Source organism: Achromobacter sp. 1011811831 (assembly GCF_059760905.1).
Genome location: NZ_JCBANG010000019.1, coordinates 58993 through 83105, shown reverse-complemented (window position 1 = coordinate 83105; position 24113 = coordinate 58993). Strand labels below are relative to the sequence as shown.

Sequence of the window (24113 nt, the reverse complement as noted above, 5' to 3'; positions counted from 1 at the left end):
GGCCGGGGCCCACTATATGCCTCTCCCGCAAATCCGCAACTGCCGCGATCTCAGGCGTGGACGGCGGCGAAATGGCGCTCCAGCTCGGCGTCGGCCCGGCTCCGCGCGCCCGCCAGCGTGTCGCCGCCCGCCGCCGTGCGCTGGACCGAGAAGAAATGGATCGTGCGCAGACCGATGGTGTTCAGGATGGCGGTCAGGTACGGCGTGAGGAAGTCGGGCTGGCGCGCGGGTTCGGAGGCGAACGATCCGCCGGACGAGACCGCGACATACACCGGGCGGTCCGCCAGCACGCCCTGCTTGCCGGCGGGGATGTGCGTGAAGGTCCGGTTCGCGCGCACCACATGGTCGATCCAGGCCTTGAGCGCCGAGGGCACCGTGTAGTTGTGCATGGGCGTGCCGATGACCAGGCAGTCGGCGGATTCCAGCTCGCGTATCAATGTCTCGGAATCGGCCAGCGAGCCGCGCGTCAGGTCGGCGGCGGCCCCGGGGGTGCCCAGCGCGCGGGCATAGTCGCCATCCACGTGGTCGATCGTGCCCTGCCGCAGATGCCGGCCGATGACCTGCGCGCCAGGGTGTTGGCGCATGAGCCGGTCGACGATGGCGCGGGACAGGCGCGCGCTTTCCGAGCCCTCCAGCCTCGGGCTGCAATCCAGATGCAGGATGCGGTTCATCGCGGCGTCTCCTGTTCCAGGAGCTTGGAGAAGCGCATGGCGCTGGTCAGCAGGCCCTGGCGGAAATAGAAGCGCTGGGCCAGCGCGTTCGACAGGCCGGTATCCAGCACCAGCTTGGCGCAGCCGGCGCGTTGCGCCGATTCCGTCAGCGCGTCGAGCAGCCGGGCGCCCAGGTTGCGGCCACGGCTGGATTCATGGGTCACCAGGTCGTCCACGTACAGGAAGCTGCCGTAGATGAGGTTCTCGTCCAGCCGGTAGCCGGCCAGCGCCAGCGGCTCCTCGCCGCGCCAGGCGCCGAGCAGGCGATAGCGCTGCGCCGCCATGCGGCGCACGCGCGCGATGAAGTCAGCCGGGTCGGCCAGGTGCGGGCGCAGCTGGCGCATGAGGGGGAAGCAGGCGCGCAGTTCGTCTTCGGTGTCGGCGTGGCGTAGTTGCATGTCGTCCAATTGCGTGGATCCTGGTGCGGGCGCTGGCGCTGTGGCCGGCGCGGGTTGGAACAGGTCTCCATGCTAGCGGCCGCATGGCTTATTACATATATCCAAGAATGTTGTTTTGTACTGGGCCATGATGAATTTCCGCCTGGATTCGGGACCGTGACAGGGACTGGGCGCGGCAGGTCCGCCGCATTTTCTGCCTGCATAAGGCGCTGAAATTTGTACGTACAGGTAGTACGTACAAGATGTACACTAGCGCGTCTTTCTTGCCGACAGACGCGCGCATGAACGTCTGCCTGACCGAAAATTCCTCATGGAGACTCCTACCTTGGCAACCGAATCCACCCGTTCCCCATTCTTTGGCACGATGCAGAAAATCCCAGGCGGCCTGATGCTGGTGCCGCTGGTGCTGGGATCCCTGATCGGCACGTTCGCGCCGGACGCGCTGACGATCGGCGGCTTCACCACCGCGCTGTTCAAGAACAGCGCCCTGCCCCTGATCGCCCTGCTGATCTTCGCCACGGGCACCCAGGTCAACACGCGCACCGGCGGCCCGATCCTGGCCACTGCCGGCACCATCCTGCTGATGAAGACGCTGGTTCCGGCCACGCTGATCATCATCCTGGGCAGCTACGTGGGCCTGAACGGCGTGCTGGGCGTGTCGATCCTGGCCATGCTGGCTGCCTTCGACAACAGCAATGGCGGCCTGTGGCTGGCCTACACCGGCCAGTACGGCGACGCGCGCGATCGCGGCGCCTACGTCGCCAGCGCGGTCAATGACGGTCCCTTCTTCAGCCTGCTGTTCCTGGGCGCCTCGGGCTTGGCCGACATTCCGCTGGTCGCGCTGGTGGCGGCGCTGGTGCCGTTCCTGCTGGGCGTGGTGGTCGGCAACCTGGATGCCAAGTGGCGCGACGTGCTCAAGCCCGTGCCGAACATCGTCATCCCGTTCTTCGCTTTCGCCCTGGGCACCGGCATCAACCTGGGCGCGGTCGTCAGCGGCGGCGTCAGCGGCCTGATCCTGGGCCTGATCATCAGCCCCATCACGGGCGGCCTGGTCTACCTGGGCTACCGCTACATCCTGCGCCGCGGCGGCAAGAGCGGCCTGGGCTTCGCGGCCGGCACCACCGCCGGCAACGCCATCGCCACCCCGGCCGTGGTGGCCGCGGCCGATCCCTCGTTCCAGCAATACGTGGGCACCGCCACCGCCCAGGTCGCGGCCTGCGTGCTGATCAGCTCGATCCTGGCGCCGGTGCTGGCGTCGTACTTCCTGAAGCGCGCCGGCGAACTGAAGCCCGTTGCCGGGGACGGCGAGGAAGACGCCGCCGTGGCCGCGCCCCTGAGCGCGGCGCGCGGAGAAGCGCTGTGAATCCCGTGATCGCCATCGTGTCGGACGACCTGACCGGCTCCGGCGACACCGCGGTGCAATTCGTGCGCGCCGGCTGGAGCACGCACCTGTCCATCGGCGGCGCCGACGAGGCGCTGGCCGGCGACGGGCAGGCCGAGGTGCTGGCGGTCACGACGCACAGCCGCGCCCTGCCCGCCGCCCAGGCCGCCGAGATCGTGCGCGCCAACATCGAGCGCTTGCGACAGGCCGGCGTCAAGCGCCTGTACAAGAAGGTCGATTCCACGCTGCGCGGCCCGTTCCTGGCTGAAATCGAGGCGGCTTGCAGCGCCTGGGCGCCGGACGCGATCGCGGTCATCTGCCCGGCCTTTCCCGCCACCGGCCGGACCGTGTCCGGCGGCGTGCTGCTGGTGAACGGCAAGCCGGTCACCGAGACCTCGGCCGCGACTGACCCGGTCACGCCGGTCACCGAAAGCCATATCCCCTCCCTGCTCCAATGCGCCCATGTCGGCCAGGACGGCCTGGCCTCGGCCGGCGAGCTGGCGGCCCGCATCGAGCGCGCTGGTCGGATCGTCGTGGTCGACGCGGCCGACGAGGATGAGCTGGAGCGGTTGGCGCAGGCCATCGGCCTGTTGGGCGAGCGCGCGCTGCCGGTCGGCGCGGGCGGCCTGGCCGCGCCGCTGGCCCGGGTCTGGGCCGGCGTGGAACAGGCGGGCACGGTGCTGGTGGTCGTGACGTCCCAACATAGCGCCGCGCGCGCCCAGGCGGCGGCGCTGATCGCCTCCGGCGCGCGCTGCTGGATGCCGGCGCCGGCGCAGCTGGCCGACACCGATGGATGGCGCGCCTGGAGCGCCGCCCTGCTCGACGCGCCCGCCGACAAGGGCGGCGTGGCGGTGCTGCTGGCGCCCGAAGGCCATGCCGACGGACTCGACGCCGACATGGTGGCGCGACGGCTGGGCGGCCTGGCGGCCGCCTGGATCCGGCATCGGGGCGCGGCCGGCGTGGTCGCCACCGGCGGCGATGGCGCCCGCGAGGTGCTGCGCGCGCTGGACGCGGGCGGCATCGTGCTGGCCGATGAAGTGATGGGCGGCGTGCCACTTGGCACGCTGACCGGGGGCCAGGCCGCCGGCCTGCCCATCGTGACCAAGGCCGGCGGCTTTGGCACGGAAGATGTATTGGTTCGCGCCGTGCGCGCGATCCGTGAACGGAGATTCAAGCAATGACTCAGAGCAATTCCCGCAACCTGCCGCTGCTGGCCGTCACGCTGGGCGACGTCGCCGGCATCGGTCCGGAGATTACCGCCAAGATGCTGATGGGCCACGAGGCCCTGCGCGCCAAGGCGCGGCTGGTGGTGGTCGGCGACGCGGCCGTGATGGCCAACGCGGTGCGCGGCCTGGGCGGCGATCCGTCCATCGTGCGCACGGTGGCGCGTCCTGCCGACGCGACCAACGCGCCCGGCACCATCGAGGTGGTGCAGGCCGGCCCGTCGCTGGCGCACGTCAAGCTGGGCGAGATCAGCGCCGAGGCCGGCGACGGCTCGGTGCGCTTCGTCACCACCGCGTGTGCGCTGGCGCGCGCCGGCGAGGTCGACGCCATCGTCACCGCGCCGCTGAACAAGGCCGCGATGCACGCCGCCGGCCACAAGTGGCCCGGCCACACCGAGCTGCTGGCGCATGAGTTCGGCGTCAAGACTTTCTCGCTGGTGCTGTCCGCCGGCGACCTGTACGTGTTCCATGCGACCACCCACGTGTCGCTGCGCCAGGCCATCGAGGACGTGAATCCGGCGCGCATGCGCGCCGTGCTGCGCCTGGCCGGCGCCTTCGCCAAGGCGCTGGGCCGTGGCGACAAGCCGGTGGCCGTGGCCGGCCTGAATCCGCACGCGGGCGAGAACGGCATCTTCGGCAGCGAGGACGCCGACATCCTGGCGCCGGCGGTGGCCGAGGCCAATGCCGCCGGCATCCTGGCGGCCGGCCCGATTCCGGCCGACGCGCTGTTCCCGCAGGCCGTGCGCGGCAAGTGGGAATTCGTGATCGCCTGCTATCACGACCAGGGCCACGCGCCCTTCAAGTCGGTCTATGGCGACGACGGCGTGAACATCACGGTCGGCCTGCCGGTGGTGCGGGTGTCGGTGGACCATGGCACCGCCTTCGACATCGCCGGCAAGGGCATCGCGCGCGAGGACAGCCTGGTGCTGGCCGCCGAGCGCGCCGCCAACCTGGCCCCCGGCTGGTCGCATGTATGGGAAACTGCGCGGGCACAAACAGGAGGTTGATTCCCATGGCGCCCGCCCAGGCCGATGCCGGCCCCGTACTAGACCGCTCAGGCGACTTGCCGCTGCACGCCCAGATGGCCGCGCAGCTGCGCGGCGCGATCCTCGACGGCCGCGCGCCGGCCGGCACCGCCCTGCCCAGCGAGGCGGCGCTGTGCGAACGCTACGGCGTGGCCCGCAGCGTGGTGCGGCAGGCGCTGGGCTCGCTGGCGGCAGAGGGCCTGATCCGGCGCGAGACAGGACGCCCGGCCGTGGTCGCGGTGCCGCAGCAGCATCGCCGGCTGGTGCAGCGTTCCACCGGCTTTCATCAGCAGCTGGCGCAGAGCGGCGTGGCGCTGGAGACCCGCGTGCTGGGCCTGGAGCCGGCCGACGCGCCCGCCGAGGTCGCCGCATTCTTCGGCACCGGTCAGTTGCTGCGCCTGGAGCGCCTGCGCCATATCGGCGGCACGCCGCTGGCCTATGTGCGCACCTGGCTGCCCGCCGCCCGGCTGCCCGGGCTGAGCGCGGCGCAGCTGGAGAACGCGTCGCTGCACGCCGTGCTGCAACAGCGCTACGGCCTGCAGCCGCACAGCGGCCGCAACCGTATCCGCGCCGTGGCGGCCGACCGCAGCCAGGCCGGTTTGCTCGACGCAAAACCCGGCAGTCCGCTGCTGATGCTGGAAGGCCAGGGCCTGGACCAGCACGGCCGCCCCATGGAATGGTTCACCACCTGGCATCGCGGCGACCAGCTGGTGTTCGACGTGGACGTCAACGACACCCATGAAAGCGTGCAGCCGCGCCTGCGCGACGAGCCGGTCGTGCCGGAGCCCGGACAGGCCGCCGCCGCGTCCGGCAACGGGGAAGACCCGCTGGCGCGGGCCCAGGCGCTGGTGCAGGCGCTGTCCGCCGAACTCGAACGCCTGCGGGCTGCCCGCTGAGGAAACTCTGAAAACATCTCCCGATTGGCGGTCCGACCTTGAAGTGAGCAGCCAGGATGGAAGATGAGTCGGTTGAGCTTTTCGGAAGCGGAATACGCTGGCAAGCGCAAGCAGACACGGCGCGAGAGATTTCTGTCGGAGATGGAGCAGGTTTGGAATGAACGCCCACATTGGCGTGGACCTGCACTCGGGGCTGGTGCACATGGTGGTCGGCACGTCGGCCAACGTGGTCGATGTGATGCAGGCCAGCGCGTTGCTGCATGGGGCCGAGCAGATCGTGTTGGGCGACGCGGGCTACCAGGGCGTGGGCAAGCGCCCGGAGAACGTCGAACGTCAGGTCGACTGGCACATCCCGATGCGCCAGAGCGCACGCGACAAGCTCTCCAAGGACTTGGCCCGTGCGCAGAAGCAACTGGATCACATGCGCTCAAGCCTGCGGGCGCGTGTCGAGCATCCCTTCCGCGTGATCAAACGTCAGTCCGGCTACGCCATGGTCCGATACCGGAGGCTGGCTAAGAACACCGCGCAGCTGCGCACGCTGTTCATGCTCGGCAATCTGTGGATGGCGCGACGGCATGTGCTGGCCGCCAAGGGCGCAGTGTGCCCGCAATGGGCCCAAAACCCCGGGAATGGGGCAAAAATGCCGCGTTGGAGGCCGTCTTGATGCTCATATCGCCCGGGTCGTCGTGACCTGGGGACTTTGCATATCCATCCTGCCTGCGAACGGGTTCAGATCAGACCTTCCCTAGGGATGATCCAACTGGCGAGGCTATGGCCGGAAGTGTGAAAGTCAGCGATTTCTGCCGTACGATGGCAATCAATAGCTCAGGATCTTCTACAAATGTTGCTGCCTCCCTCTCGTCTGCAGGACCTCCATTCCGTAGCCCGCGAACTCGCGCAGGCGGCTCAATATTCGTGGCTCGAAGTGTTAGCTCCGTATGGCTTGATACTAAATGACGTTTCAATATCCGAGCGCTACTGGTGTACACCCGTAGCGGCCAAAACGTTCGCGTCCACAGGCGGAGATGGTGTTCACTACAGCTACCTCCAGCTACCGCACATGAAGCTGGACAAGGAACCGATCGTGATGACGGTGCCTGCGAGCGACACGCCGAATTTTGTGATTGCAGAAGGCTTTGACGAATTCTTTGGCCTCGGTTTTTTCGTTGGATGGTTTGCATTGGAACAGATTGCCTATCAACCGGATTGGGTCACCGAGTACTTCTCCAAACCTGACCCTGATGCTGATCCAAAACTTGGTATCCGCCCCGAAACCATCTGTAAAAAGCTGGGAGTACGTCATGTGCCACTTAGTCTCACGCGCATCTTCGAACTGACCGCGCGATATGCCGACGTGATTACTGGTCCAAGTGAGCTGCAGTGACGCCCATTGGAGTTGATCAGAGCATCCCCAAGCGGCAAATCCCCGGCGCGTCGCGCGCCAAGTCGTGGATAATCCATCCAGCGCGGCGCGGCGTCGCCATGTCCGGCCCGCCGCCAGTCGCGCCCTGCCCCCGCCTGGAGAACCTTCCGATGATGCGCCGTTCCGCCGCGATGTCCGCCCTGTGCCTGCTGACCCTGTCCTCGTCCGCGCTGGCCGGCTCGGCGCCCGCCGAGCTGTCCTGTGTGTCCGAGAGCGGCAAGGTCACGATCAAGGGCCAGATTCCATCGCCCTCGTCCGACGAAATGGCGCTGACGCTGGACTACATGAAGGCCAGGTTGACGTTCAATTCCAACAAGACGTCCGGCCATGTCGCCGAGAATTTCCCGGTGGGCGTGTTCACGCTGGTGATTCCCGGCGAGCCCGTGGCGCTGACGCTGTATGCGCTGCCCGCGTCCGTCACGGTCAAGATGCAGCCCAACGGCGACATGGCGGGCAAGTTCCAGGCCAAGCTGCTGGGGCCGCGTCCGGGCGCGCGCGCCGACGGCGACCTGCCGCTGAAGGCGAACATGAGCTGCGACTACCGCTACAGCCTGTAAGGGGACCGGCGCATGGACAGCCATTCCGATATCCGCCATGGCGGCTGCCTGTGCGGCGCGATCCGCTTCGAGGCCGTTGGGCAGCCGGGCAATCCCCATGCCTGCTCCTGCGAGTCCTGCCGCCGCCACACCGGCGCGCCCAGCGTCGGCTGGGTGGAGTATCCCAGCGCGATGCTGCGCTGGACGGGCCCGGGCGGCGCGCCGGCCGTCTATCGTTCATCGGACTATTCCAGCCGCGCCTTCTGCCCGCATTGCGGCAGTTCGCTGGGCGCGATCGACGATGCGCCGACGGTGGCCTTGCTGATCGGCGTGTTCGACGAGCACCGGGATCCGGCATTGCGCCCTGAAGGCCATTCCTTCGAGGACGGGCGGCCGGCGTGGTGGCCGGATGTCGCGGCATCCGCCAGCTAGCCTGCTGTCCCGCCGCAGGCGCGGGCGTATCCGCGAGACGGCACATCAGGCGCTCATCGCCTTGTCCGCGCGGACGCGGCGCGCCAGGACAACACGGCCAGCTCAGCGCGTGACCGCCTGCTCCAGCCGCAGGCCCTGCCGCGTCGCGTCCAGCGTGACCCGCGCGCCCAGCGGCAGCGTCAGGTTCGGATCGCCGTGGCCGCTGGGCCAGCCGGCCAGCACGGGAATGCCCAACGGGCCGAAGCGCTCGCGCAGCAGGGGATGGAACGCGTACTGGAACTGCGCATCGTCGCGCGCGCCTGAGCGCGTGAAACTGCCCGCCAGCACGCCCTTGATCGATTCGAACTTGCCCGCCGCCGCCAGCTGCGACAGCATGCGGTCGACGCGCGGCACGGCTTCGTTGACGTCCTCGATGAACAGGATGGCGTCGCGCGTGTCGATCTCGTGGCGCGAGCCCTGCAAGGCGCAGATCAGCGCCAGGTTGCCGCCCGCAAGCCGGCCGGTGGCCGTGCCGGGCATCAGCGTCGTCGGCAAGGCATAGTCCGGCGCGCCGATCCAGGCGCCCTGCCCTATCCGGCCGCCGACCATGGCGTAGAGGGCGGACTCGGTGGGTTCCTCGCGCCCGTTCAGCAGATCCTGCGCCAGCATCGGGCCATGGAAGGACACGAATCCCGCATGACGCTGGATGGCCAGATGCAGCGCCGTGATGTCGCTATAGCCGATGAAGGGCTTGGCGTGGCGGCGCAGCAGGTCGTAGTCCAGCAGGTCCAGCAGGCGCCAGGAGCCGAAACCGCCCTGCAGGCACCAGACGGCATCGATATCGGCGGACGTGAAGGCCGCGTGCAGGTCGGCCGCGCGCTCGGCGTCCGTGCCGGCCAGATAGTCGAAAGGCGTATCCAGGCGGCTGCGGGCGGCCGGCATGATGCGCGGTTGATAGCCGCGCGACAGCAGCCAGTCGGCGGCATCGTCCGCGGCGTTCGGCGCGGCCGACGCGGGCGCGACGATGGCCACGCGGCCACCGGGCCGCAGCGGCGGCACGGGCGCGCCCTGCGCGGGCATGGCCGCTTGCGCGCCGCCGGACGAGCGCGGCGCGACGCCACGCCGTGTCGCGCAGCCGCCCAGAGTCAGCGCGGCCAGTCCGAGCATGCCGGCCTGCTTGAGAAAACCTCGGCGCGCTGGCGGGATGGAATCGTGCGGCATCGGTCGGGCGTGCTCCTTGAGTATGTAGGCTGCTCGGCGGATCGCGTCGGCCTCAGAAGCGCTCGTAATCCAGGCGCGCGCGCCACTGGCCGGCGGGCAGCCCGGCGAGCGGCAGGCGACCGATGCGGATGCGGCGCAAGGCCCGCAGTTCCAGCCCGGCGGCGTCGCAGGCGTACTCGATGAAGCCCGGCGCGGGCGTCTTAAGCGCGAAACGCAGCCGGGTTTCATTCTGCCAGCTGACCTGCATCGGCGAGGCCGGCCGGCCCTCGTAAGGCAGGCCCCGGCGCAGCCAGGCGAGTCCTTCCGCGTCCAGGCTGCCGCTGACCTCGGCAATGTATTCCTGTTCGACCAGGCGGGCTTCTTCCTGCAGCTTGCGCGCCACCGGGTATTCCTGCGTGTAGACCACCAGGCCGCTGGCGGCGCGCTCCAGTGGCGTCACCAGGCGCAGTCCGGCCAGCAGGCGCTTGAGGTAGCGTTGCGGCGAACGGTCGCCTTCCATGCGGTTGGCGGGCACGATCAGGTCGCGGGCCGAGCCGGGTTCGTCGTTGGCATACACGCCCGCGGGCTTGTGAACCAGGATGGTCACCGGCCGCAGCGTCTCCAGGCGCGCGCCGGGCAACAGGCTGACCGTCTGGCTCGGACCGACCCGGAATCCGGGTTCTTCGACCACCTGTCCGTCCACCGCGATCCAGCCGCCTTCGATATAGCGTTCGGCGTCGGCGCGCGAGCACGATTGCTGGATCGCGACACGCTTGGCCAGGCGCTCGCTGCCGTCGGCTGCTTTGTGGTCGGCGTTCATCGCTGCGGCCTCGCCGTCGGGAAATCAATGGAATGGGCGCTGAGGCGCGCGGCGGCAGTCGCGACGGCAGGCGCGAGGCCATGCGCGGTGAACGAAGCGCTGGTGGGCCGGAGTTCGGCGGGCAAAGGCATCATGGCTTAAGGCTGACTGATGAAAGACGGGCGCGCGGATCGCTGCAAGGGCTGGCGCGGCGGCCAGGGGCGCTTGCGGCTTGCGCGGCTGCAAGTGCCGGATGTTACGCCTTTTCCATGCGTCGGACGGCTGCCGGGGCGTTTGCCAAAGCAAGCCCGACGGGCTATAAGACCTCAACTTAACTTAAGGTCAGCTCATCATGGCAAAGGTAGTGGCGATCGACTACACGCGGTCGTTGTCCGTCGGCGAAGTGGCCAAGCGCAGCGGCGTGGCCGTGTCCACGATCCACTTCTACGAGTCCAAGGGCTTGATCAAGGCCACCCGCAGCGAAGGCAACCAACGGCGCTTTTCCGGCATCGTGCTGCGCTACATTGCCATCATCAAGGTCGCGCAGCGCACCGGCATACCGCTGGACGAGATCCGCGCCGCGCTGGGCGAGCTGCCGCCCGACAGCAAGCTGACGGCGGCGCAATGGAAAAGCCTGTCGGCGCGCTGGCGCCAGACGCTGGACGAACGCATCAAGCGGCTGACCCGCCTGCGCGATGAGCTGGACAACTGCATCGGCTGCGGCTGCCTGTCGCTGCAGGACTGTCCGCTGCGCAATCCGAACGACGCGCTCGCCGCCGAAGGGCCGGGGCCGCGCATTCTTGAGCGTCCGTGATCGGCGGGCGCCGCCATGTCCCGGCGCGCTTGGCGGCCGTCCCCTGTCGCGGGGACGCCGCGCTCGCGCCGCCGACAGGTGCGGACAGGCCAAGCCTTCAGCCCTGGGCCAAGGCGGTCGACCCGTCCCGGCGCCGAATGACCAGGCGCGACAAGAGCAGGATCAGGCTTGAAAGAAGCAGCAGGCTCGCGATCAGGTAATTTCCCCATATTGTTTCCCCCGTGCGGGACTTCAAATAGCCAAACACCGCCGGAAACACGGCGCCGCCAAGAATGCCGATGGAAGAGATGAACGCGATGCCCGCCGGCGCGATTTGCCGGGGAAGATAATCCGTCGCCACGACCGACAGCAGCGGCCAGCCGGCGTACAGGCTCAGGCCTGTGGCCACGATGGCCATTACCGAGGGCGCGAAGCGTCCGCTGGCAAGCACGAAGCTCATCTGGCCCGCGGCGCCGATGAAGGCGAGCGCCAGGAAATACCAATGCCGGTTCATGCCGCGGTCCGAGCGTCGCCCCGCCACGATGGCTCCCACGGCGCCGACCGCGCTCGCCACCGAAGCGATGGCGCCGATCGATATCAGGTCCGTGACACCCAGGTTCCTGATAAGGGTCGGCAACCAGAAACCCCAGGCGTAGACGGCGCCAAACTCCAGAAACGTCGCCATGGCCAGCAGCCATATCGCGGGCATCCGGACGACCTGCATCAACTCTTCGCGTACCGTGAGCGCGTGCGCGGTCGACCGGCACTGCCGCAGGTTCTCGGCGAGTCGGAGGCATTCCTGTTCGTTCAGCCAGCCTCCCGGTGTCGGGCCGTTCTTGAGCACCGCCCAGATCAGCATGCCCAATATGATGGCCGGGAGGCCTTGCGTCAGATAGACCCACTGCCAGCCTTCCAGGCCCCCAAGCTGGTGCAGATACTTCATGGTGGCGCCGCTGAGGGGGCCGGAGATGGCGGCGGTCACCGCTGATGCCGACGAGAACAGGGTAATCGCGCCGCCGCGCCGGGACGCCGGGAACCAATAGCTGAGATAGAGCACGACGCCGGGAAAGAAGCCGGCCTCGAAGACTCCCAGGAAGAATCTCACCACATAGAACTGCGCCGGCGTCTGGACGAAGGCCGTCGCTCCGGAGGTCAGTCCCCACAGCACCATGATGCGAACGAAGGTCTTGCGCGCGCCGATCCGAGCCATCAGCAGATTGCTCGGGACTTCCAGCAGGCTATACCCCACTAACATGATGCCAGCCCCGATGCCGAACGCCGTATCGCTGAATCCCAGGGTGTCCATCATTTGCAGCTTGGCGAAGCCGACATTCATGCGGTCCATGCAGGCCGCCATGTACCCCAGGAACAGGAGCGGCACGATTCGTAGCGTGACCTTGCGATAGAGCGCATCGTCGCAAGCGGAGGGATCTGTGGTCTTGGACATGGCGGGACCTATATGTGGCTATCCGGGGAACAACTGGCGGCTGGGTTCAACGACCTGGATCAAAGGGAAATGAGATAGCGCTTGGCCAACAGGTACCAATACGCGCTGCCGATGGCGACGTTGTCGTCGTTGAAGTCGTAATTCGGGTTGTGGATCGTGTTGCCGCCCTTGGATCCGGCCGAGCCGTTGCCGATGAAGAGATAGCAACCGGGCTTCTTTTCCAGCATGTAGGCGAAGTCTTCGCTGCCCATGGCCACGGGACGCTCCAGGTCCACCAGCTCCGCGCCGATCAGCTCCAGCGCGACGGACTTGGCGAAATCCGTTTCCTTGGGCGTGTTGACCAGGGGGCAGTAGCCACGGGAGTAATCGACGTGCGCCACACAGCCATAGCTGTTGGCCTGTCCGTGGGCGATTTCGCGAATGCGCTCCTCCAGCAGCCAACGCACGGCAGGATCCAGTGCGCGTATGCTCAGGCCCAGCACGGCATCCTGGGGAATGACGTTGTATGCCCCGTCGATCCGCGACTCGCCGGCATGCATCATGCCGACGCTGATCACCGCGTTCCCGACAGGTCCGACATTGCGGGAAACGACGGTCTGCAATGCCATCACCAGGCTGGCCATCGCCACGGTCGGATCTATCGTCCGCTCGGGCTTGGCCGCGTGCCCGCCCACTCCCTCCAGGCGGATGGTGGCCCTGTCGCTGGATGCCATGGCGGGTCCTTCGCGAAACTGCAGCCGGCCTTGCGCGACGCCCGGCGAGTTGTGCATGGCATAGACCGCGTCGACGGGGTACTTGTCAAAGAGCCCGTCCTCGATCATCCGCGCGGCTCCGCTGCGCGGCCCCCCGGCCTCTTCCGCCGGCTGGAAGATCAAGGTCAGGGTTCCGCTCCAGGCGGTGTCGCTGGCAAGCGCCTGGGCCGCCGCCAGGAGCATCGCCGTGTGGCCGTCGTGGCCGCAGGCATGCATCACGCCCCTGGACTGGCTGACCCATGAATAGGCGTTTTTTTCTTCGATGGGCAAGGCATCCATATCGGCGCGTATGCCGATATGCCGCGAGCCATTGCCGCGCCTGAGCTGCCCGACCACACCGGTGCCGCCGATGCCCAGCTCCACCGTGTAGCCCATGCGAGCGAGGAGTTTCGCCACGATGTCACTGGTTCGATGCTCGGCAAAGCTCAGCTCGGGATGCCGATGCAGATCTCTTCTAAGATCGATGAAGTCCTGCACATTGGTGCCCAGGGACTTTAGGAGTGCGTCCATTTATCGCTCGCCATGGTTGAAGGTCGTCCTGAAATCGGGACGTTGAAGGGAACAGTGATGCTGTTGACAATGCGGCGCCTCAGCCCATGCAACCCGCCACGAGCGATGCGAAAGCCGGGATGTTAGAAGCGCCGCAAGCGCCAGTCCCTAGGGAAAAATAGGATGCCGAGGTTGGCATGCCAACCGATGGTTTGCGTCGGCGAAGCTTGCGCGGCGCGGCCTGCGGATGTAGGCGGCCGGGTGGATGGGCGCCTCAGTCGTCGGGGCGTGTCACGGCCATGAAGGAACGGCGTATTGCCGGATCTTCCGATTTGTGGCCTTGCTCGATCACGCTCGTGAGGCAATCGATGAAGTCCCGCGCGGCGCCGCTCATGGCGAAATTGTGCTTGGTCAGTAGCGCGATCGTCTGTTCCGGAATCTCTTCGCGCAGGATCAGCGGATGCAATATCCGCGCCTTCTCGGCCTCGATCATGGGCCATGGACTGATCGTCAGCATGTCCGTGGTCCTGACGATGGCGGTGACCACCTGGGCGGACCGCGCGTAATGCAGCCTGACCGGCTTGGATGTCTCCAGGACGCGGCGCCACAAGCGCTGGACGCCCGGAGTATGGTGTTCTATTTCGCCGATCAGCACCCAGTCCTGGCCAGCCAGCTCCTCCAGATCTCGCGCATTCGACAGGGGGTGTCCAGGCCGGCATGACACCGTGATGCTGTAGTCGAGCAAGGGGCGTACCGTGAATTCCGCCACGTCCGACGGCGGCGCAACGCCGATCGCCATGTCGAGGGTGCCATCGCGCAGCGCGCTGTACTCGGCTCCGATGAGCTCGTGGATATCGAAGCGCACATCGGGGCGACGCCGGGTGAGCAAATGAAGGGTCGGCCCGAGCAGAACGCGCGCGACCCATGGCGTGACACCGATCGTGATGCGCGTCGTCGTTCCGCCACGCAGCGTCGCCAGGGTGTGGCCCGCGGCGTCCAGCTGTCCCAGTACCTGGCGCGCATGGGTCAGCAGGGCCTTGCCGGCATCGGTCAGCAGCATGCCGGCGGCGCCGCGCTGGAATAACGGCAGGCCGGCCAGATTTTCCAGATCGATCAGGCCTCGGCTGACCGCCGTCGAGCTCACTCCCAATGTCAGCGCCGCGGAACGCACGCTGCCTCGTCCAGCCACCGCCGCAAGGTACTGCAGATGATGCAGCTTGATCGTCATGGGTTCTTTCTGGCCGCCTGCCAGCGCGACATGACCGCGCCGGTCAGTCCGGGAGGAGGCTGTCGATCTGCCGGTCGATGTTGCCGGCGGCGTCCGGCCGTCTGTTCGTCCGGACACCGTCGGGGAAGTATGAGGATGGCGCGCCCGCCTTGGCTGGCTGCGTCGAACGCTCATCTTCCCCGGCATGCCTGTCCATCGAAATCAGACAAATCTGAAAGCAATGCCCGCCTTGACCGTGTCTCCGGCTCAGTCGCTCCCCTGACCGGGTGTCATGTCCGGAACGGCTGGCGCCGGCGTGGTCAGCATCATCAGATGCCGGGTCAGCGCGGCCAGCTGTTCATCCTGTTCCCGGATCCGCGCCTGCAGCGCCGCCGCTTGAGTCTCGGCCGCCCCGCGCAGCTGTTCCAGGCTGGCTTCCCGCTCCTTCGCGCTCCCGGCCGCCTGCTCCGCCGCCAAGCGCGCCGTGACCAGCTCGGCCTCCAGCCGAGTCGACCGCGCCGCCTGCTCGGCAAACCGGGCCTGGGCCTCGCGTTCCGCTGTTTGCAGGCGTTCGCCGGCGCGCGCCAGTTCGGTCTCCAGCGCGGCCGCCTTGCGCTGGCCCGCCGCGACGGCCTCGTCGAGCTTGGATTGCAGGCGCTTGGCGGCGCTGCGTTCCGCGTCCAGTTCATTGAGCCAGCGGCGTTCATGCGCGGCGTGGCGGGATTCGAGCGCGGATTGGGCCTGCGCATGCGCGTCGCGGGCTTGCTCCGCCTGCGCCTGCAGCGCCTGTTCCGCCGCGCGGGACTTGGCCAGCTGGGCCTGCGCCGCGTCCCACTGGGCATCGCGCTGGCGCAGCTGCGCCTCGGCCGCGCGCAGGCGCGACTCGGCCGCTTCGAGCTGCGTGCCGGCCACGGCCAGGCTCAGCCGCATGTCGTCTTCCCGCGCCGCCAGCGCCAGGGCATGCTGGCGCAGGCGTTCGGCTTCGTCGGCATTGGCCTGCCGCTGCACCGCCAGTTCGGCTTGCGCGTCGCGCTGGGCGGCGGCCTGTTCCGCGCGCGCCAGCTCCAGCGCGGCGTCCCATAGACGCGCCGCCGCCTGCGCGACCGGATCGGGCACGGTCTCCTGGCTGGCGAAGGCGCGAGGATCGCGGATCCGCGCGCCCAGCGCCTTGAACCAGGTCTCCAGATAGGGGCTGACGGTGTTGGGCGAGCCCCGGCCGATCTTCTGCCGCACTCTTTCGATGGTGGGGCGCGCGCCTTCCAGCAGCAGCGCGTCCGCCGCCGTCCAGACGTCTGATTCCGTGATTCCGGTGGCCATATCGATCCCGTTCGGTGTTTTTGCCTTGCGCAGGCCTGGAATTACTCACGATAATGGAAGCTTATCGCGAGTAATTCGGTATTTGTGTTAGATATCAAACACAATACATATTAGATAATACATAGGCAAGGTTTTCGCCCGATTCCAGGCCGAAAATCGCCTCGCAGACACGAAACCGCGCCCGATCCATGCAACTGAAATCCCTGCCTGCCCTGCCCCTGCTCGACCCCGCCGTCCTCGACCGCAGCGCGGACGAGGCCGCGCGCGCCCTGAGGCGGGAAGGCAGTTCGGCCAACACGGCGGCCAGCTACCGCGCCGCCATGCGGTATTGGGCGGCCTGGTTCGAGCTGCGCTACGGCCGGCGCTTCGCCCTGCCATTGCCCGAGACCGCCGTCGTTCAATTCGTCGTGGACCACGCCCGTCGTCAGACCGAGCAAGGATTGGCCAGCGAAATGCCGGCGGCGCTGGACCGGGAGCTGGTCCGCCTGAAGGTCAAGGGCCGCCTGGGCCCGCCGGGGCTGAACACCTTGCTGCAGCGCGTATCGGTGCTGTCCAAGGCGCACGACACGCTGGGGCTGCCCAACCCGTGCCGCGCGCAGGCGCTGCGCGATCTGCTCGCCCGCACGCGTCGTGCGCACGCCCGGCGCGGCGCGGCGCCCGCGCGCAAGCCGGCCCTGACGCGCGAGCCGCTGCAGGCGCTGCTGGATACCTGCGACGATTCGTTGCGCGGACTGCGCGACCGGGCGCTGCTGCTGTTCGCCTGGGCCAGCGGCGGCCGGCGCCGCTCCGAAGTCGTGCGCGCCACCGTTGAAAACACGCCGCGCGAGGGGGACGGCTTTCTTTATCTGCTGCGCCATTCCAAGACCAACCAGGCGGGCGCGGCCCGAGCCGAGGACGCCAAACCGATCGCCGGAGCGGCGGCGCGGGCCCTGCAGGCCTGGCTGGATGCCAGCGGCATCGCCCAGGGCCCGCTGTTCCGCCGGATCCGGCGCGGCGACGTGCTGGGCGAGCCGCTGGCCGCCGCCGCCGTGCGCGATATCGTGCGGCAACGCTGCGAGCTGGCGGGCCTGGACGAGGACTACTCGGCCCACAGTCTGCGCTCGGGCTTCATCACCGAGGCCGGCCGTCAGCAAGTGCCGCTGGGCGACGCCATGGCCATGACCGGCCACGCCAGCGTGGCCACGGCCATGGGCTATTATCGCGCCGGCGCGGCGGCCACGCTGAAGGCCGCCCGCCTGTTCGATCTGGCGGAAGCAGAGCAGGCGGCCGCCCCGCCGGACCGCGACGATGCCGGCGAGACCCGATAGCGCAACGGTCCGGAGGACCTCGGCCCGCTCCTGATTACAATCTCGCCCGTATTCCCCTTCTCTTCCAACAAGCTGACCCGTCACGTGGCCGCCGCGCCCGCACCAAGCCATGTCCGCCACGTTCTCGATGCGTATCCATCTGCGCGGGCTGGTGCTCGCCCTGACCGTCTTCAGTGCCATTGCGGCGACCGCGAACGCCCTGTACGCCAGCTACTGCGTGCAGCGCGACCAGCTCATCGCCAACACGCTTGAGTCCAACCGCGTCTATGCCGCCAAGCTGGCCGAGAGCGCGGCCAACTTCCTGAAGGGCGCGCAGCAGCAACTGCGCTACAGCGCCCAGCACGTGGCCGACGCCTTGGACTCGCCTGCCGCGCTCGAGGCCGAGGCGAGCCGGGTGCAGGAACAGAGCGACAGCTTCAATTCCGTGGGCATCGTCGGCGCGGACGGCGTCATCCTGGCGGCCTCGCGCAACTTTCGCGGCTTTCTGGGCGCGCGCGTCGACAGCCCGGGCAGCCGGGCCGCGCTCCAGTCGCGCCAGGCGCAGGTCAGCCCGCCCTATGTGTCGATCGCCGGCAATCTGCTGATCACGCTGTCACACCCGATCTACTCGCGCGATGGACGCTACCGTGGCTATATCGCGGGTTCGATCCATCTGCGCAATGAAAGCGCCCTGCAGGAACTGCTGGGCCGCCACCATTACCAGGACGGCTCCTATCTCTACGTGGTCGACCGGGACGGCAAGCTGATCTACCACATCGATCCCAGCCGGCTGGGCGAGGATGTCTCGCACAATCCCGTGGTCGCCGCCGTCAAGCAAGGCGAGTCGGGCGCGCGCCGCCTGCTGAACACCAAGGGCGTCGACATGCTGGCGGGCTATGCGGTGGTGACGAGCAGCGGCTGGGGCATCATCGCCCAGCGCCCCACCGCCGTCACGCTGGAGCCGATCCAGGAGCTGATCTGGGCCCTGCTCGGCTATGCCGCGCCCCTGGCGATTGCCTTCCTGCTGGCGATCTGGTGGTGCGCGCGCATGATTTCGCTGCCGCTCTCGCAACTGGCGACCAATGTCGAACACCACGATGTGGCCGTCGCCATGCAACGCGTGCGTTCGGTCAAGGCCTGGTACTTCGAGGCCGAACGCCTGAAGCACGCCGTCATCTGGAGCTTCACCAGCCTGCAGGAGAAGATCGGCAAGCTCAACCTGGCCAGCATCACCGATCCGCTGACCGGCCTGCGCAACCGGCGCGGCATGCAGGACGCCGTCGAGCAGATGCGCGCCTCGGCCATCCGTTATGGCGTGATCGCGCTGGACATCGACCATTTCAAGAACGTCAACGATACGCACGGCCATTCGACCGGCGATGAAGTGATACGGCACATGGCGCAGATCATGCGCGAATGCTCGCGTCCCGCCGACGTGCTGTGCCGCAACGGCGGCGAGGAATTCCTGATGCTGCTGCCCGGCGCGGGCCTGAAGGAAGCCGGCCTGGTGGCCGAGCGGCTGCGCAAGCGGGTCGAAGCCTGTCCAATGCCCGGCATCGGCGGCATCACCGTGTCGGCTGGCGTGGCCTGTTGGCAGGATTTCGGCGCGGAGCCGGCGCAGGCCTTCGCCGAGGCCGACGCGGCGCTCTACGCCGCCAAGCAAGGCGGCCGCAACCGGGTCGTGCTGCAGGGCCAGGCCTGAGCGCGGCGCGGACGCGCATCGATGCGCGAAGGCGCAACAATCTGATGAAAACCCGAGTTCTGTTGAAACTTAAAGATTTATTCTGATATAGCGTTTCAAAATTGCGACGGCTTGCGCGCGCATGGCGCTGCGGCTGCAGCAATTCAAGTATTCTGCGCGGCACAGACATTGTTTTAGGGCCGGTTTTTCCGTATGTTCCGCAGTGCCTACGCCCTCAAATCCTTGGAGCGGTATTTCCTGATACTGGCCACGGGCGTGGTGTTGCCGGTATCCGTGCTCACCGGCATCGTGGTTCAACAGAACTGGCGCGCCTACGCCTCGACCGCCGCCGCCTCCACCGCCTTCACCGCCGTGCGTTGCACGCTGCAGACCATGGAGCTGGTCTCGGCCGAGCGCGGCCCGATGAACGCCGCGCTGGGAGAGAACCTGCCGGTGCCGCCCGCCCTCCTCGCCTCGCTGCGGGACGCCCGCGAACGCAGCGATGCCAAGCTGGCCGAACTGCTGGCCCTGTACCGCGCGCCGCTGAGCCCGCACGGCGCCAAGGAATTCTCCAACATTCAGCGCATCCGCCAGGCCCTGGCGATCGCGCGCGCGAACGCCGACCTCGCCATCGACGCGCCGCGAGGCGCCAGGTCTGGCCAGAACGTGTGGTCCGTGGTCGACGGCATGGTGGATGTGGTGCCTGAATTGCGCACCGGCATGGTCGAAAGCATCGGCATCGTGATGCGCAACCAATCCGACGCCTCGGACATGATGGCGCTGGCCATCCTGGCCGGCGAGCTGCGCGAACAGGCCGGCCTGCTCGGTTCGACATTCACTCCCGCGCTGAGCCGGCGCCGGGCATTGAACGATGCGGACCAGCTGAAGATCGAACGCGTGCTCGGCCGCATCGAGGAGTTGCAGACCCTGATCGACGCGCGCATTTCCAGCATTCCGGAATTGCGCGGCACCATTGCCTACATGGACATGAAGCACCTGTACATGGGCGACGGCATCGCCTATATCGAGCGGCTGCGCGAACTCGCCTCGCGCGGTCCGGCGGGCGCCGGGTTGACGACGCGCGAAGTGGCCAACGCCTACGTGCCCCTGATGCGCTCGATCACGCAATTCCGCGACTTCATGCTGGACCGGGTGGAGCAGCGCATCGCCGCGCAGCGCACCTCCTCGGTCCGCGTGCTGCTGGCCACGCTGGCCGCCGCCGCGATGCTGGCCGCTGCTCTGCTGCTGTCGCTGAGTCAGTTCCGCAAGCGCGTCATCCGGCCGTTCGTGCAGGCGACGCGCATCATCGGCGCGATCGCGGACGGCGGTCCCGTCCCTGCCATTCCACTGGACCGCTACCGGGGCGAAATCAACGGGATGTTCAGCGCCCTGAGCGTCCTGAAGGACACCGCCGCCAGCAAGTCGCGACTGGAGTCGGAGCGCGACCGCCTGATACTGGATCTGGCGACCATGGCCGAGACGGATTTCCTGACCGGGCTGCTCAACCGCCGCGCCTTCGAGCGGCGCTTCGAAGAGACGCGGGAACGCTGGCGCGGCGCCGACCCGGTGCTGGCCTTCATCCTGTTCGACATCGACCATTTCAAGTCCATCAACGACACCTACGGCCATGCCGCCGGCGACGAGGCGCTCAAGGTCGTCGCCGCGCTGTGCGCCCGCAACTTCCGCCATGCCGACGTGGTGGCGCGGGTCGGCGGCGAGGAATTCGCGGTCCTGTGCCACACCAGCCAACCCGGGCAGGCGCTGGAAATGGCCGAGCGGATGCGGCACGGCATTGCCCAGGCAAGCGTGACCAGCTGCGACGGCAGCCGCTTCGGCATGACCGCCAGTTTTGGCGTGTCGTATGTGGAATGGGGAACGGTCGCGGGACGCGCCGAAACGCTGTTCCGCCGCGCCGACGAATTGCTCTACCAGGCCAAGATGAGCGGACGCAACCGCGTGCTGCTGGACCGGGCGGCCTGAAGGCGGGCGGGCCGGAAAAGACAACGGCCGCCGCCGGTGGGAGCCGGCGGCGGCCGTGATTGGCCAGAAGGCGGGTTTAGTTGGCGTCGATCTGGGCGTCGGAACGTTCCGAGCCCTGGGTTTCAGCCGAAGCCGGGGTGGCCTCTGCGTGCTGGCCCGTATCGGGCGCCTTCCAGTTGAGCGGTGCGACTTCGAATTGCCATTTGTCGCCGAGCTTGCGAAACATGAGTGCTCTCCTATTCAAGGCAGTGGCCTTCCCGCCAAGACACAATGCGCAGGGTGTCGGACGGGCCGGATGCGTGCTGCTGCGGGGGGAGCATCGGACGGCCGCGCCATGGAGATGAGCTGCGATCCAAACGGCATGAATACGATCAACGCGCAACGCCAAATGAATGCAATATGCTGGATTTTAGCGCATTATTGCCATTAAAAGCAAGCATTTTGACGGCTGATGCATTCTATTGGCGTGCCGCGGCCGTCAATCCCTCGCTGGCGTTGTCCTGCAGCGCGGGAATGGGCAGCCGGATCCGCTCGCCCGCCTGTTCCACGATCAGCGCCTGTGCCTCGATGTCCGCCAGGCGCGCGGTGCCAGTCAGCGCATCACCGATCGCATAGGCCTGTGGCGGGCCGCCGTTGACCGACAGCACCGCCGCGCCACGGCCGGCGCCAGACAGAGCGCCCGCCACCTTCACATCCAACCGCGCGGCGCCGGGCGCCAGCCATGCGGCGGCCTGATCGACGCCGTCAGGCGGCGCCCCGGCGCCAGCGGCGGGCACGGCCGCCTGGGGCAAGGGTTCCATCAGCGCCCACCCCCACCACGCCAGGCCAGCGAGCGCGGCCGCCATCAGGCACAGGCTGGCGGCGCGGGCGGCGGACAGGGACGGCATCCTGATTTCACGCATGGGCATATGACTCCTGGACCGCGTGGCCGGGTGGCGCGCGCGAAAACGACGGTTGTATCGGCCTGCCGGGACAGCACGCTAATGCAGCGCGTACACGCGGCGATAGCGTTGCAGCTCGCCCGGCGGACCGCGCGCGATGATCAATTCCAGCCCGGTCGCGGCGGGCGCGTCGCCGGTAGGAAACGCGCCCCATCCCCTGCCCGGCACCCAGGCGCGAACGTTGAACTCCTGCACTTCGTCCAGCACGGTTTCGCCCGCGCCTGGAGGCGCCAGCGGATAGCGATCGCCAGAGGGGCCAGCCGCGCGCAGCAGCTTGCGGTCATCGCGCTCCCAGAGCACGCGCTGCCAGCCCGCCGCCGGCCCGGCCACGCTGCGCATCAGTTCCACGCTGCGCAGGCTGGACTGCGCGGCGCGCAGCCGGATCGCTTCGCCGCCAAAGTCTTGACCGGCGGCCTGCATGGCGCTGGCCCGCAGCGCGACGTCGCGCTCGAACTGATCGAACACGCGCTGCAGCGCCGTGATCTCGTCGCTGCGCGCGTCCAGCTTGCGGCTGGTCAGCGAGACGCTGTCGATCGCCCGCCATGACAGCAGGCTGATGATGGCCATGATCATGATGGCCACGATCACTTCGATCAGCGAGAAACCGCTCTGCCGGCGCCGGTCCATGGGCCTATCTCTGGCTGTCCAGCGCCGCGCTGAGCGAGGCCAGCCGGCCGGCCTGCCGGTCGCGGAACACTTCCACGGTCGCCAGGCGCGATCCGCGCACCACATCGCTCAGGCGCGTCTCGCACACCAGCGCCAATCCGCCCTGCGGACAGGGCGCGCGGTCCCGGCTCACCGTGGCCACGGGCGGCGCCAGTTGCAGCTCAACCAGCCGGTTCTGCGCCGACATGAGCGCCAGCGCGCGGTCGCGCAGCACGCCGTTGTTGGTGGTGAGCATGCCGGTCGTGCGCATGACGGCGGCCAGCGCCACGCTGACGATGGCCAGCGCGATCAGGATTTCCAGCAGCGTGAAACCCCGCTGCCCGCCTGCTCCCGCGCTACTGGACCACATAGCGTCCGCCGCCGGTGCGCCGCAAGACCACTTCGGCCGCGCCGTTGGAGAGTTTCAGCTGCCAGGGCTCGCCAAACCATTCGCCGTCCAGCGTCACCGGCCTGGCGGGCGTCACGCGCACCTCGCCCGATTGCCAACGCTGCGGGCGCAGCGTGGCATCGCGTTCGAAGGCATCCAGTCGCGTCATGTCCAGCGCTGGCGCGGCGGTGTCCAGCGCCCAGGTGCCGCGCGTGTAACGGTAGCCGGACAGGTCCGCCTGCCAGGCGATGGGCCGGCCGTCGGCGCGCGCTTCCTGCTGCGCGGTCTGCATGCGCAGCGCCAGCTGCTGGGCGTCGTCGCGCAGCCTGCGGGCCGGATCGGAACGGATGGACAGGCCCAAGGCCGCCGTGGCTATGCCCACGATGACCAGCACCACCATGACCTCGACCAGCGTGAATCCCTGCTGGCCTTGCGTGTCGCGCGGAGGATTTCTGGGCATGGCGGACGGGCTCGGATGAGGGCTGGACGAAGACGGCGTCGCCACGCCGGTTGCGCACGGCGCGCGGCGGGCGGATGACGAAAATCGTAGCGGCCACATATGAAGGATTTGCGTCCGTGGCGACAGATTCGCTTGCGCGCGCGGCCGTTTCACTGCGCGCGCGGCGGCGTCGGACAGGCCAGCCGGTGCGCATAGCCCGCCATGTGCCGGCCCGCGTCGCGCAGGTGCCGTTGCACGATGCGCGGCGACAGGCCGTAGCGCGAGGCCGCCACGCTTTGCGGCAGCCCTTCGATGCGCACGTCGATGTACACGGCGCGCTGCTGCCTGGGCAACGTGTCCACTTCCCGAAGGAAGTCGCGCAACGAGGAACGCGCCAACGCGATCTGCTGCGGGCCGGGCGCGCCATCCTCGACATCGTCCGGTTCGAGCTCGGGACCGCCCGCGCGCCGCAGCTGTTCGGCGCGCAGGCGGTCGATGGCGATGTTGCAGGCCATGCGGAACAGATAGGCGCCGGGGTTGACGACGCCCGCCTGCCCGCCCTGCTCCGGCCCATCCGCCAGGCGCAGCCAGGCGTCGTGCAGGCTGTCGGAGGCCAGATCCTCGCAGCCAAGGCGGGCGCGCAGACGGCCGATCAGCCGCGCGTAGTTGGCCACCAGGAAATCGCTCAGACAGGCCCGGGCATCGCCGGGCGCGGATGGGCGGCGGGCGAGCGTGACAGCCATGCC

25 protein-coding genes and 1 pseudogene are annotated in these 24113 nt (G+C 68.2%); 12 read left to right on the top strand and 14 right to left on the bottom strand.

Going from position 1 to position 24113, the window contains the following annotated elements; translation table 11 throughout:
- Positions 1-50 precede the first annotated feature (50 nt).
- Entirely contained in the window at positions 51-671 is a 621-nt protein-coding gene (locus AC6LJ9_RS10390; RefSeq protein WP_498147471.1) for an FMN-dependent NADH-azoreductase, read from the bottom strand.
- Positions 668-1108 (bottom strand): GNAT family N-acetyltransferase, encoded by a 441-nt coding sequence (locus AC6LJ9_RS10385; RefSeq protein ID WP_498147470.1) that lies wholly within the window; start codon positions 1106-1108, stop codon positions 668-670. The genes AC6LJ9_RS10390 and AC6LJ9_RS10385 overlap by 4 nt, the downstream gene beginning before the upstream one ends.
- Before the next feature lie 325 nt (positions 1109-1433).
- Between AC6LJ9_RS10385 and AC6LJ9_RS10380 the strand changes: the two genes are divergently transcribed.
- The 8 genes and pseudogenes from AC6LJ9_RS10380 to AC6LJ9_RS10345 all read left to right on the top strand — a co-directional run bounded on the left by AC6LJ9_RS10380 (position 1434) and on the right by AC6LJ9_RS10345 (position 8024).
- The gene (locus AC6LJ9_RS10380; RefSeq protein WP_498147469.1) at positions 1434-2471 is read left to right on the top strand and encodes a 2-keto-3-deoxygluconate permease; all 1038 of its coding nucleotides are present in this window, start codon (positions 1434-1436) and stop codon (positions 2469-2471) included.
- Positions 2468-3670 (top strand): four-carbon acid sugar kinase family protein, encoded by a 1203-nt coding sequence (locus tag AC6LJ9_RS10375; protein ID WP_498147468.1) that lies wholly within the window; start codon positions 2468-2470, stop codon positions 3668-3670. The genes AC6LJ9_RS10380 and AC6LJ9_RS10375 overlap by 4 nt, the downstream gene beginning before the upstream one ends.
- Entirely contained in the window at positions 3667-4719 is a 1053-nt protein-coding gene (gene pdxA, locus AC6LJ9_RS10370; RefSeq protein ID WP_212320061.1) for a 4-hydroxythreonine-4-phosphate dehydrogenase PdxA, read from the top strand. Before AC6LJ9_RS10375 ends, pdxA begins: the two co-directional genes overlap by 4 nt.
- Before the next feature lie 5 nt (positions 4720-4724).
- Positions 4725-5633 (top strand): GntR family transcriptional regulator, encoded by a 909-nt coding sequence (locus AC6LJ9_RS10365; protein ID WP_498147467.1) that lies wholly within the window; start codon positions 4725-4727, stop codon positions 5631-5633.
- A 151-nt stretch (positions 5634-5784) separates the two neighbouring features.
- Positions 5785-6297 (top strand): annotated as a pseudogene (locus AC6LJ9_RS10360) (transposase); the annotation flags it as partial.
- Between the two features lie 177 nt (positions 6298-6474).
- Positions 6475-7017: a hypothetical protein gene (locus AC6LJ9_RS10355; protein WP_498147466.1), complete on the top strand. Its 543-nt coding sequence runs from the start codon at positions 6475-6477 to the stop codon at positions 7015-7017.
- A gap of 149 nt (positions 7018-7166) precedes the next feature.
- Complete coding sequence (locus AC6LJ9_RS10350) at positions 7167-7613, top strand: hypothetical protein (RefSeq protein ID WP_498147465.1); 447 nt, start codon at positions 7167-7169, stop codon at positions 7611-7613.
- A 12-nt stretch (positions 7614-7625) separates the two neighbouring features.
- Positions 7626-8024 carry a GFA family protein gene (locus AC6LJ9_RS10345; RefSeq protein WP_498147464.1) on the top strand — a complete coding sequence of 133 codons (399 nt, stop codon included), beginning with the start codon at positions 7626-7628 and terminating at the stop codon, positions 8022-8024.
- 102 nt (positions 8025-8126) lie between these two features.
- Here AC6LJ9_RS10345 and AC6LJ9_RS10340 read toward each other — a convergent pair whose 3' ends face one another.
- Both AC6LJ9_RS10340 and AC6LJ9_RS10335 read right to left on the bottom strand, forming a co-directional pair.
- Positions 8127-9062, bottom strand: a complete 936-nt coding sequence (locus tag AC6LJ9_RS10340) for a S66 peptidase family protein (RefSeq protein WP_498147474.1) — start codon at positions 9060-9062, stop codon at positions 8127-8129.
- Between the two features lie 214 nt (positions 9063-9276).
- Complete coding sequence (locus AC6LJ9_RS10335) at positions 9277-10023, bottom strand: RNA pseudouridine synthase (RefSeq protein ID WP_498147463.1); 747 nt, start codon at positions 10021-10023, stop codon at positions 9277-9279.
- A gap of 331 nt (positions 10024-10354) precedes the next feature.
- Between AC6LJ9_RS10335 and soxR the strand changes: the two genes are divergently transcribed.
- Positions 10355-10816, top strand: a complete 462-nt coding sequence (gene soxR / locus AC6LJ9_RS10330; protein WP_103274444.1) for a redox-sensitive transcriptional activator SoxR — start codon at positions 10355-10357, stop codon at positions 10814-10816.
- Between the two features lie 97 nt (positions 10817-10913).
- On the opposite strand, the gene AC6LJ9_RS10325 is transcribed toward soxR, so the two are convergent.
- The 4 genes from AC6LJ9_RS10325 to AC6LJ9_RS10310 all read right to left on the bottom strand — a co-directional run bounded on the left by AC6LJ9_RS10325 (position 10914) and on the right by AC6LJ9_RS10310 (position 16007).
- Positions 10914-12242, bottom strand: coding sequence for an MFS transporter (locus AC6LJ9_RS10325; protein WP_498147462.1), 1329 nt, complete (start codon positions 12240-12242; stop codon positions 10914-10916).
- A gap of 59 nt (positions 12243-12301) precedes the next feature.
- Positions 12302-13504 (bottom strand): M20 aminoacylase family protein, encoded by a 1203-nt coding sequence (locus tag AC6LJ9_RS10320; RefSeq protein ID WP_498147461.1) that lies wholly within the window; start codon positions 13502-13504, stop codon positions 12302-12304.
- 253 nt (positions 13505-13757) lie between these two features.
- Positions 13758-14711, bottom strand: coding sequence for a LysR family transcriptional regulator (locus AC6LJ9_RS10315; protein WP_498147460.1), 954 nt, complete (start codon positions 14709-14711; stop codon positions 13758-13760).
- A 246-nt stretch (positions 14712-14957) separates the two neighbouring features.
- Positions 14958-16007, bottom strand: coding sequence for a DNA-binding protein (locus AC6LJ9_RS10310; protein WP_498147459.1), 1050 nt, complete (start codon positions 16005-16007; stop codon positions 14958-14960).
- 188 nt (positions 16008-16195) lie between these two features.
- Here AC6LJ9_RS10310 and AC6LJ9_RS10305 point away from each other — a divergent pair, with 188 nt between their 5' ends.
- From AC6LJ9_RS10305 to AC6LJ9_RS10295, 3 genes are all read left to right on the top strand, one after another.
- Entirely contained in the window at positions 16196-17314 is a 1119-nt protein-coding gene (locus tag AC6LJ9_RS10305) for a site-specific integrase (protein WP_498147458.1), read from the top strand.
- Between the two features lie 109 nt (positions 17315-17423).
- Positions 17424-18995 carry a sensor domain-containing diguanylate cyclase gene (locus AC6LJ9_RS10300; protein WP_498147457.1) on the top strand — a complete coding sequence of 524 codons (1572 nt, stop codon included), beginning with the start codon at positions 17424-17426 and terminating at the stop codon, positions 18993-18995.
- A 192-nt stretch (positions 18996-19187) separates the two neighbouring features.
- Entirely contained in the window at positions 19188-20954 is a 1767-nt protein-coding gene (locus AC6LJ9_RS10295; protein WP_498147456.1) for a GGDEF domain-containing protein, read from the top strand.
- Between the two features lie 76 nt (positions 20955-21030).
- Here the strand turns inward: AC6LJ9_RS10295 and AC6LJ9_RS10290 are convergent, their stop codons facing one another.
- From AC6LJ9_RS10290 to AC6LJ9_RS10265, 6 genes are all read right to left on the bottom strand, one after another.
- Complete coding sequence (locus AC6LJ9_RS10290) at positions 21031-21180, bottom strand: hypothetical protein (protein ID WP_498147455.1); 150 nt, start codon at positions 21178-21180, stop codon at positions 21031-21033.
- 232 nt (positions 21181-21412) lie between these two features.
- Positions 21413-21856 (bottom strand): type II secretion system protein N, encoded by a 444-nt coding sequence (locus AC6LJ9_RS10285; RefSeq protein WP_498147454.1) that lies wholly within the window; start codon positions 21854-21856, stop codon positions 21413-21415.
- A 78-nt stretch (positions 21857-21934) separates the two neighbouring features.
- Positions 21935-22522 carry a PulJ/GspJ family protein gene (locus AC6LJ9_RS10280; protein WP_498147453.1) on the bottom strand — a complete coding sequence of 196 codons (588 nt, stop codon included), beginning with the start codon at positions 22520-22522 and terminating at the stop codon, positions 21935-21937.
- Positions 22523-22526: 4 nt separating this feature from the next.
- On the bottom strand, positions 22527-22910 hold the full coding sequence (gene gspI, locus AC6LJ9_RS10275) for a type II secretion system minor pseudopilin GspI (protein WP_498147452.1): 384 nt from the start codon (positions 22908-22910) through the stop codon (positions 22527-22529).
- Entirely contained in the window at positions 22897-23388 is a 492-nt protein-coding gene (locus AC6LJ9_RS10270) for a GspH/FimT family pseudopilin (RefSeq protein ID WP_498147451.1), read from the bottom strand. Before AC6LJ9_RS10270 ends, gspI begins: the two co-directional genes overlap by 14 nt.
- 149 nt (positions 23389-23537) lie before the next feature.
- Positions 23538-24110, bottom strand: coding sequence for an RNA polymerase sigma factor (locus AC6LJ9_RS10265; RefSeq protein ID WP_498147450.1), 573 nt, complete (start codon positions 24108-24110; stop codon positions 23538-23540).
- Positions 24111-24113: the final 3 nt, after the last annotated feature.

Coding starts and splice junctions, on each gene's coding strand:
- AC6LJ9_RS10390 (WP_498147471.1), bottom strand. CDS start 671: ATGAACCGCATCCTGCATCTGGATTGCAGCCCGAGGCTGGAGGGCTCG.
- AC6LJ9_RS10385 (WP_498147470.1), bottom strand. CDS start 1,108: ATGCAACTACGCCACGCCGACACCGAAGACGAACTGCGCGCCTGCTTC.
- pdxA (WP_212320061.1), top strand. CDS start 3,667: ATGACTCAGAGCAATTCCCGCAACCTGCCGCTGCTGGCCGTCACGCTG.
- AC6LJ9_RS10365 (WP_498147467.1), top strand. CDS start 4,725: ATGGCGCCCGCCCAGGCCGATGCCGGCCCCGTACTAGACCGCTCAGGC.
- AC6LJ9_RS10355 (WP_498147466.1), top strand. CDS start 6,475: ATGTTGCTGCCTCCCTCTCGTCTGCAGGACCTCCATTCCGTAGCCCGC.
- AC6LJ9_RS10350 (WP_498147465.1), top strand. CDS start 7,167: ATGATGCGCCGTTCCGCCGCGATGTCCGCCCTGTGCCTGCTGACCCTG.
- AC6LJ9_RS10345 (WP_498147464.1), top strand. CDS start 7,626: ATGGACAGCCATTCCGATATCCGCCATGGCGGCTGCCTGTGCGGCGCG.
- AC6LJ9_RS10335 (WP_498147463.1), bottom strand. CDS start 10,023: ATGAACGCCGACCACAAAGCAGCCGACGGCAGCGAGCGCCTGGCCAAG.
- soxR (WP_103274444.1), top strand. CDS start 10,355: ATGGCAAAGGTAGTGGCGATCGACTACACGCGGTCGTTGTCCGTCGGC.
- AC6LJ9_RS10325 (WP_498147462.1), bottom strand. CDS start 12,242: ATGTCCAAGACCACAGATCCCTCCGCTTGCGACGATGCGCTCTATCGC.
- AC6LJ9_RS10320 (WP_498147461.1), bottom strand. CDS start 13,504: ATGGACGCACTCCTAAAGTCCCTGGGCACCAATGTGCAGGACTTCATC.
- AC6LJ9_RS10315 (WP_498147460.1), bottom strand. CDS start 14,711: ATGACGATCAAGCTGCATCATCTGCAGTACCTTGCGGCGGTGGCTGGA.
- AC6LJ9_RS10310 (WP_498147459.1), bottom strand. CDS start 16,007: ATGGCCACCGGAATCACGGAATCAGACGTCTGGACGGCGGCGGACGCG.
- AC6LJ9_RS10305 (WP_498147458.1), top strand. CDS start 16,196: ATGCAACTGAAATCCCTGCCTGCCCTGCCCCTGCTCGACCCCGCCGTC.
- AC6LJ9_RS10300 (WP_498147457.1), top strand. CDS start 17,424: ATGTCCGCCACGTTCTCGATGCGTATCCATCTGCGCGGGCTGGTGCTC.
- AC6LJ9_RS10295 (WP_498147456.1), top strand. CDS start 19,188: ATGTTCCGCAGTGCCTACGCCCTCAAATCCTTGGAGCGGTATTTCCTG.
- AC6LJ9_RS10290 (WP_498147455.1), bottom strand. CDS start 21,180: ATGTTTCGCAAGCTCGGCGACAAATGGCAATTCGAAGTCGCACCGCTC.
- AC6LJ9_RS10285 (WP_498147454.1), bottom strand. CDS start 21,856: ATGCGTGAAATCAGGATGCCGTCCCTGTCCGCCGCCCGCGCCGCCAGC.
- AC6LJ9_RS10280 (WP_498147453.1), bottom strand. CDS start 22,522: ATGGACCGGCGCCGGCAGAGCGGTTTCTCGCTGATCGAAGTGATCGTG.
- gspI (WP_498147452.1), bottom strand. CDS start 22,910: ATGTGGTCCAGTAGCGCGGGAGCAGGCGGGCAGCGGGGTTTCACGCTG.
- AC6LJ9_RS10270 (WP_498147451.1), bottom strand. CDS start 23,388: ATGCCCAGAAATCCTCCGCGCGACACGCAAGGCCAGCAGGGATTCACG.
- AC6LJ9_RS10265 (WP_498147450.1), bottom strand. CDS start 24,110: ATGGCTGTCACGCTCGCCCGCCGCCCATCCGCGCCCGGCGATGCCCGG.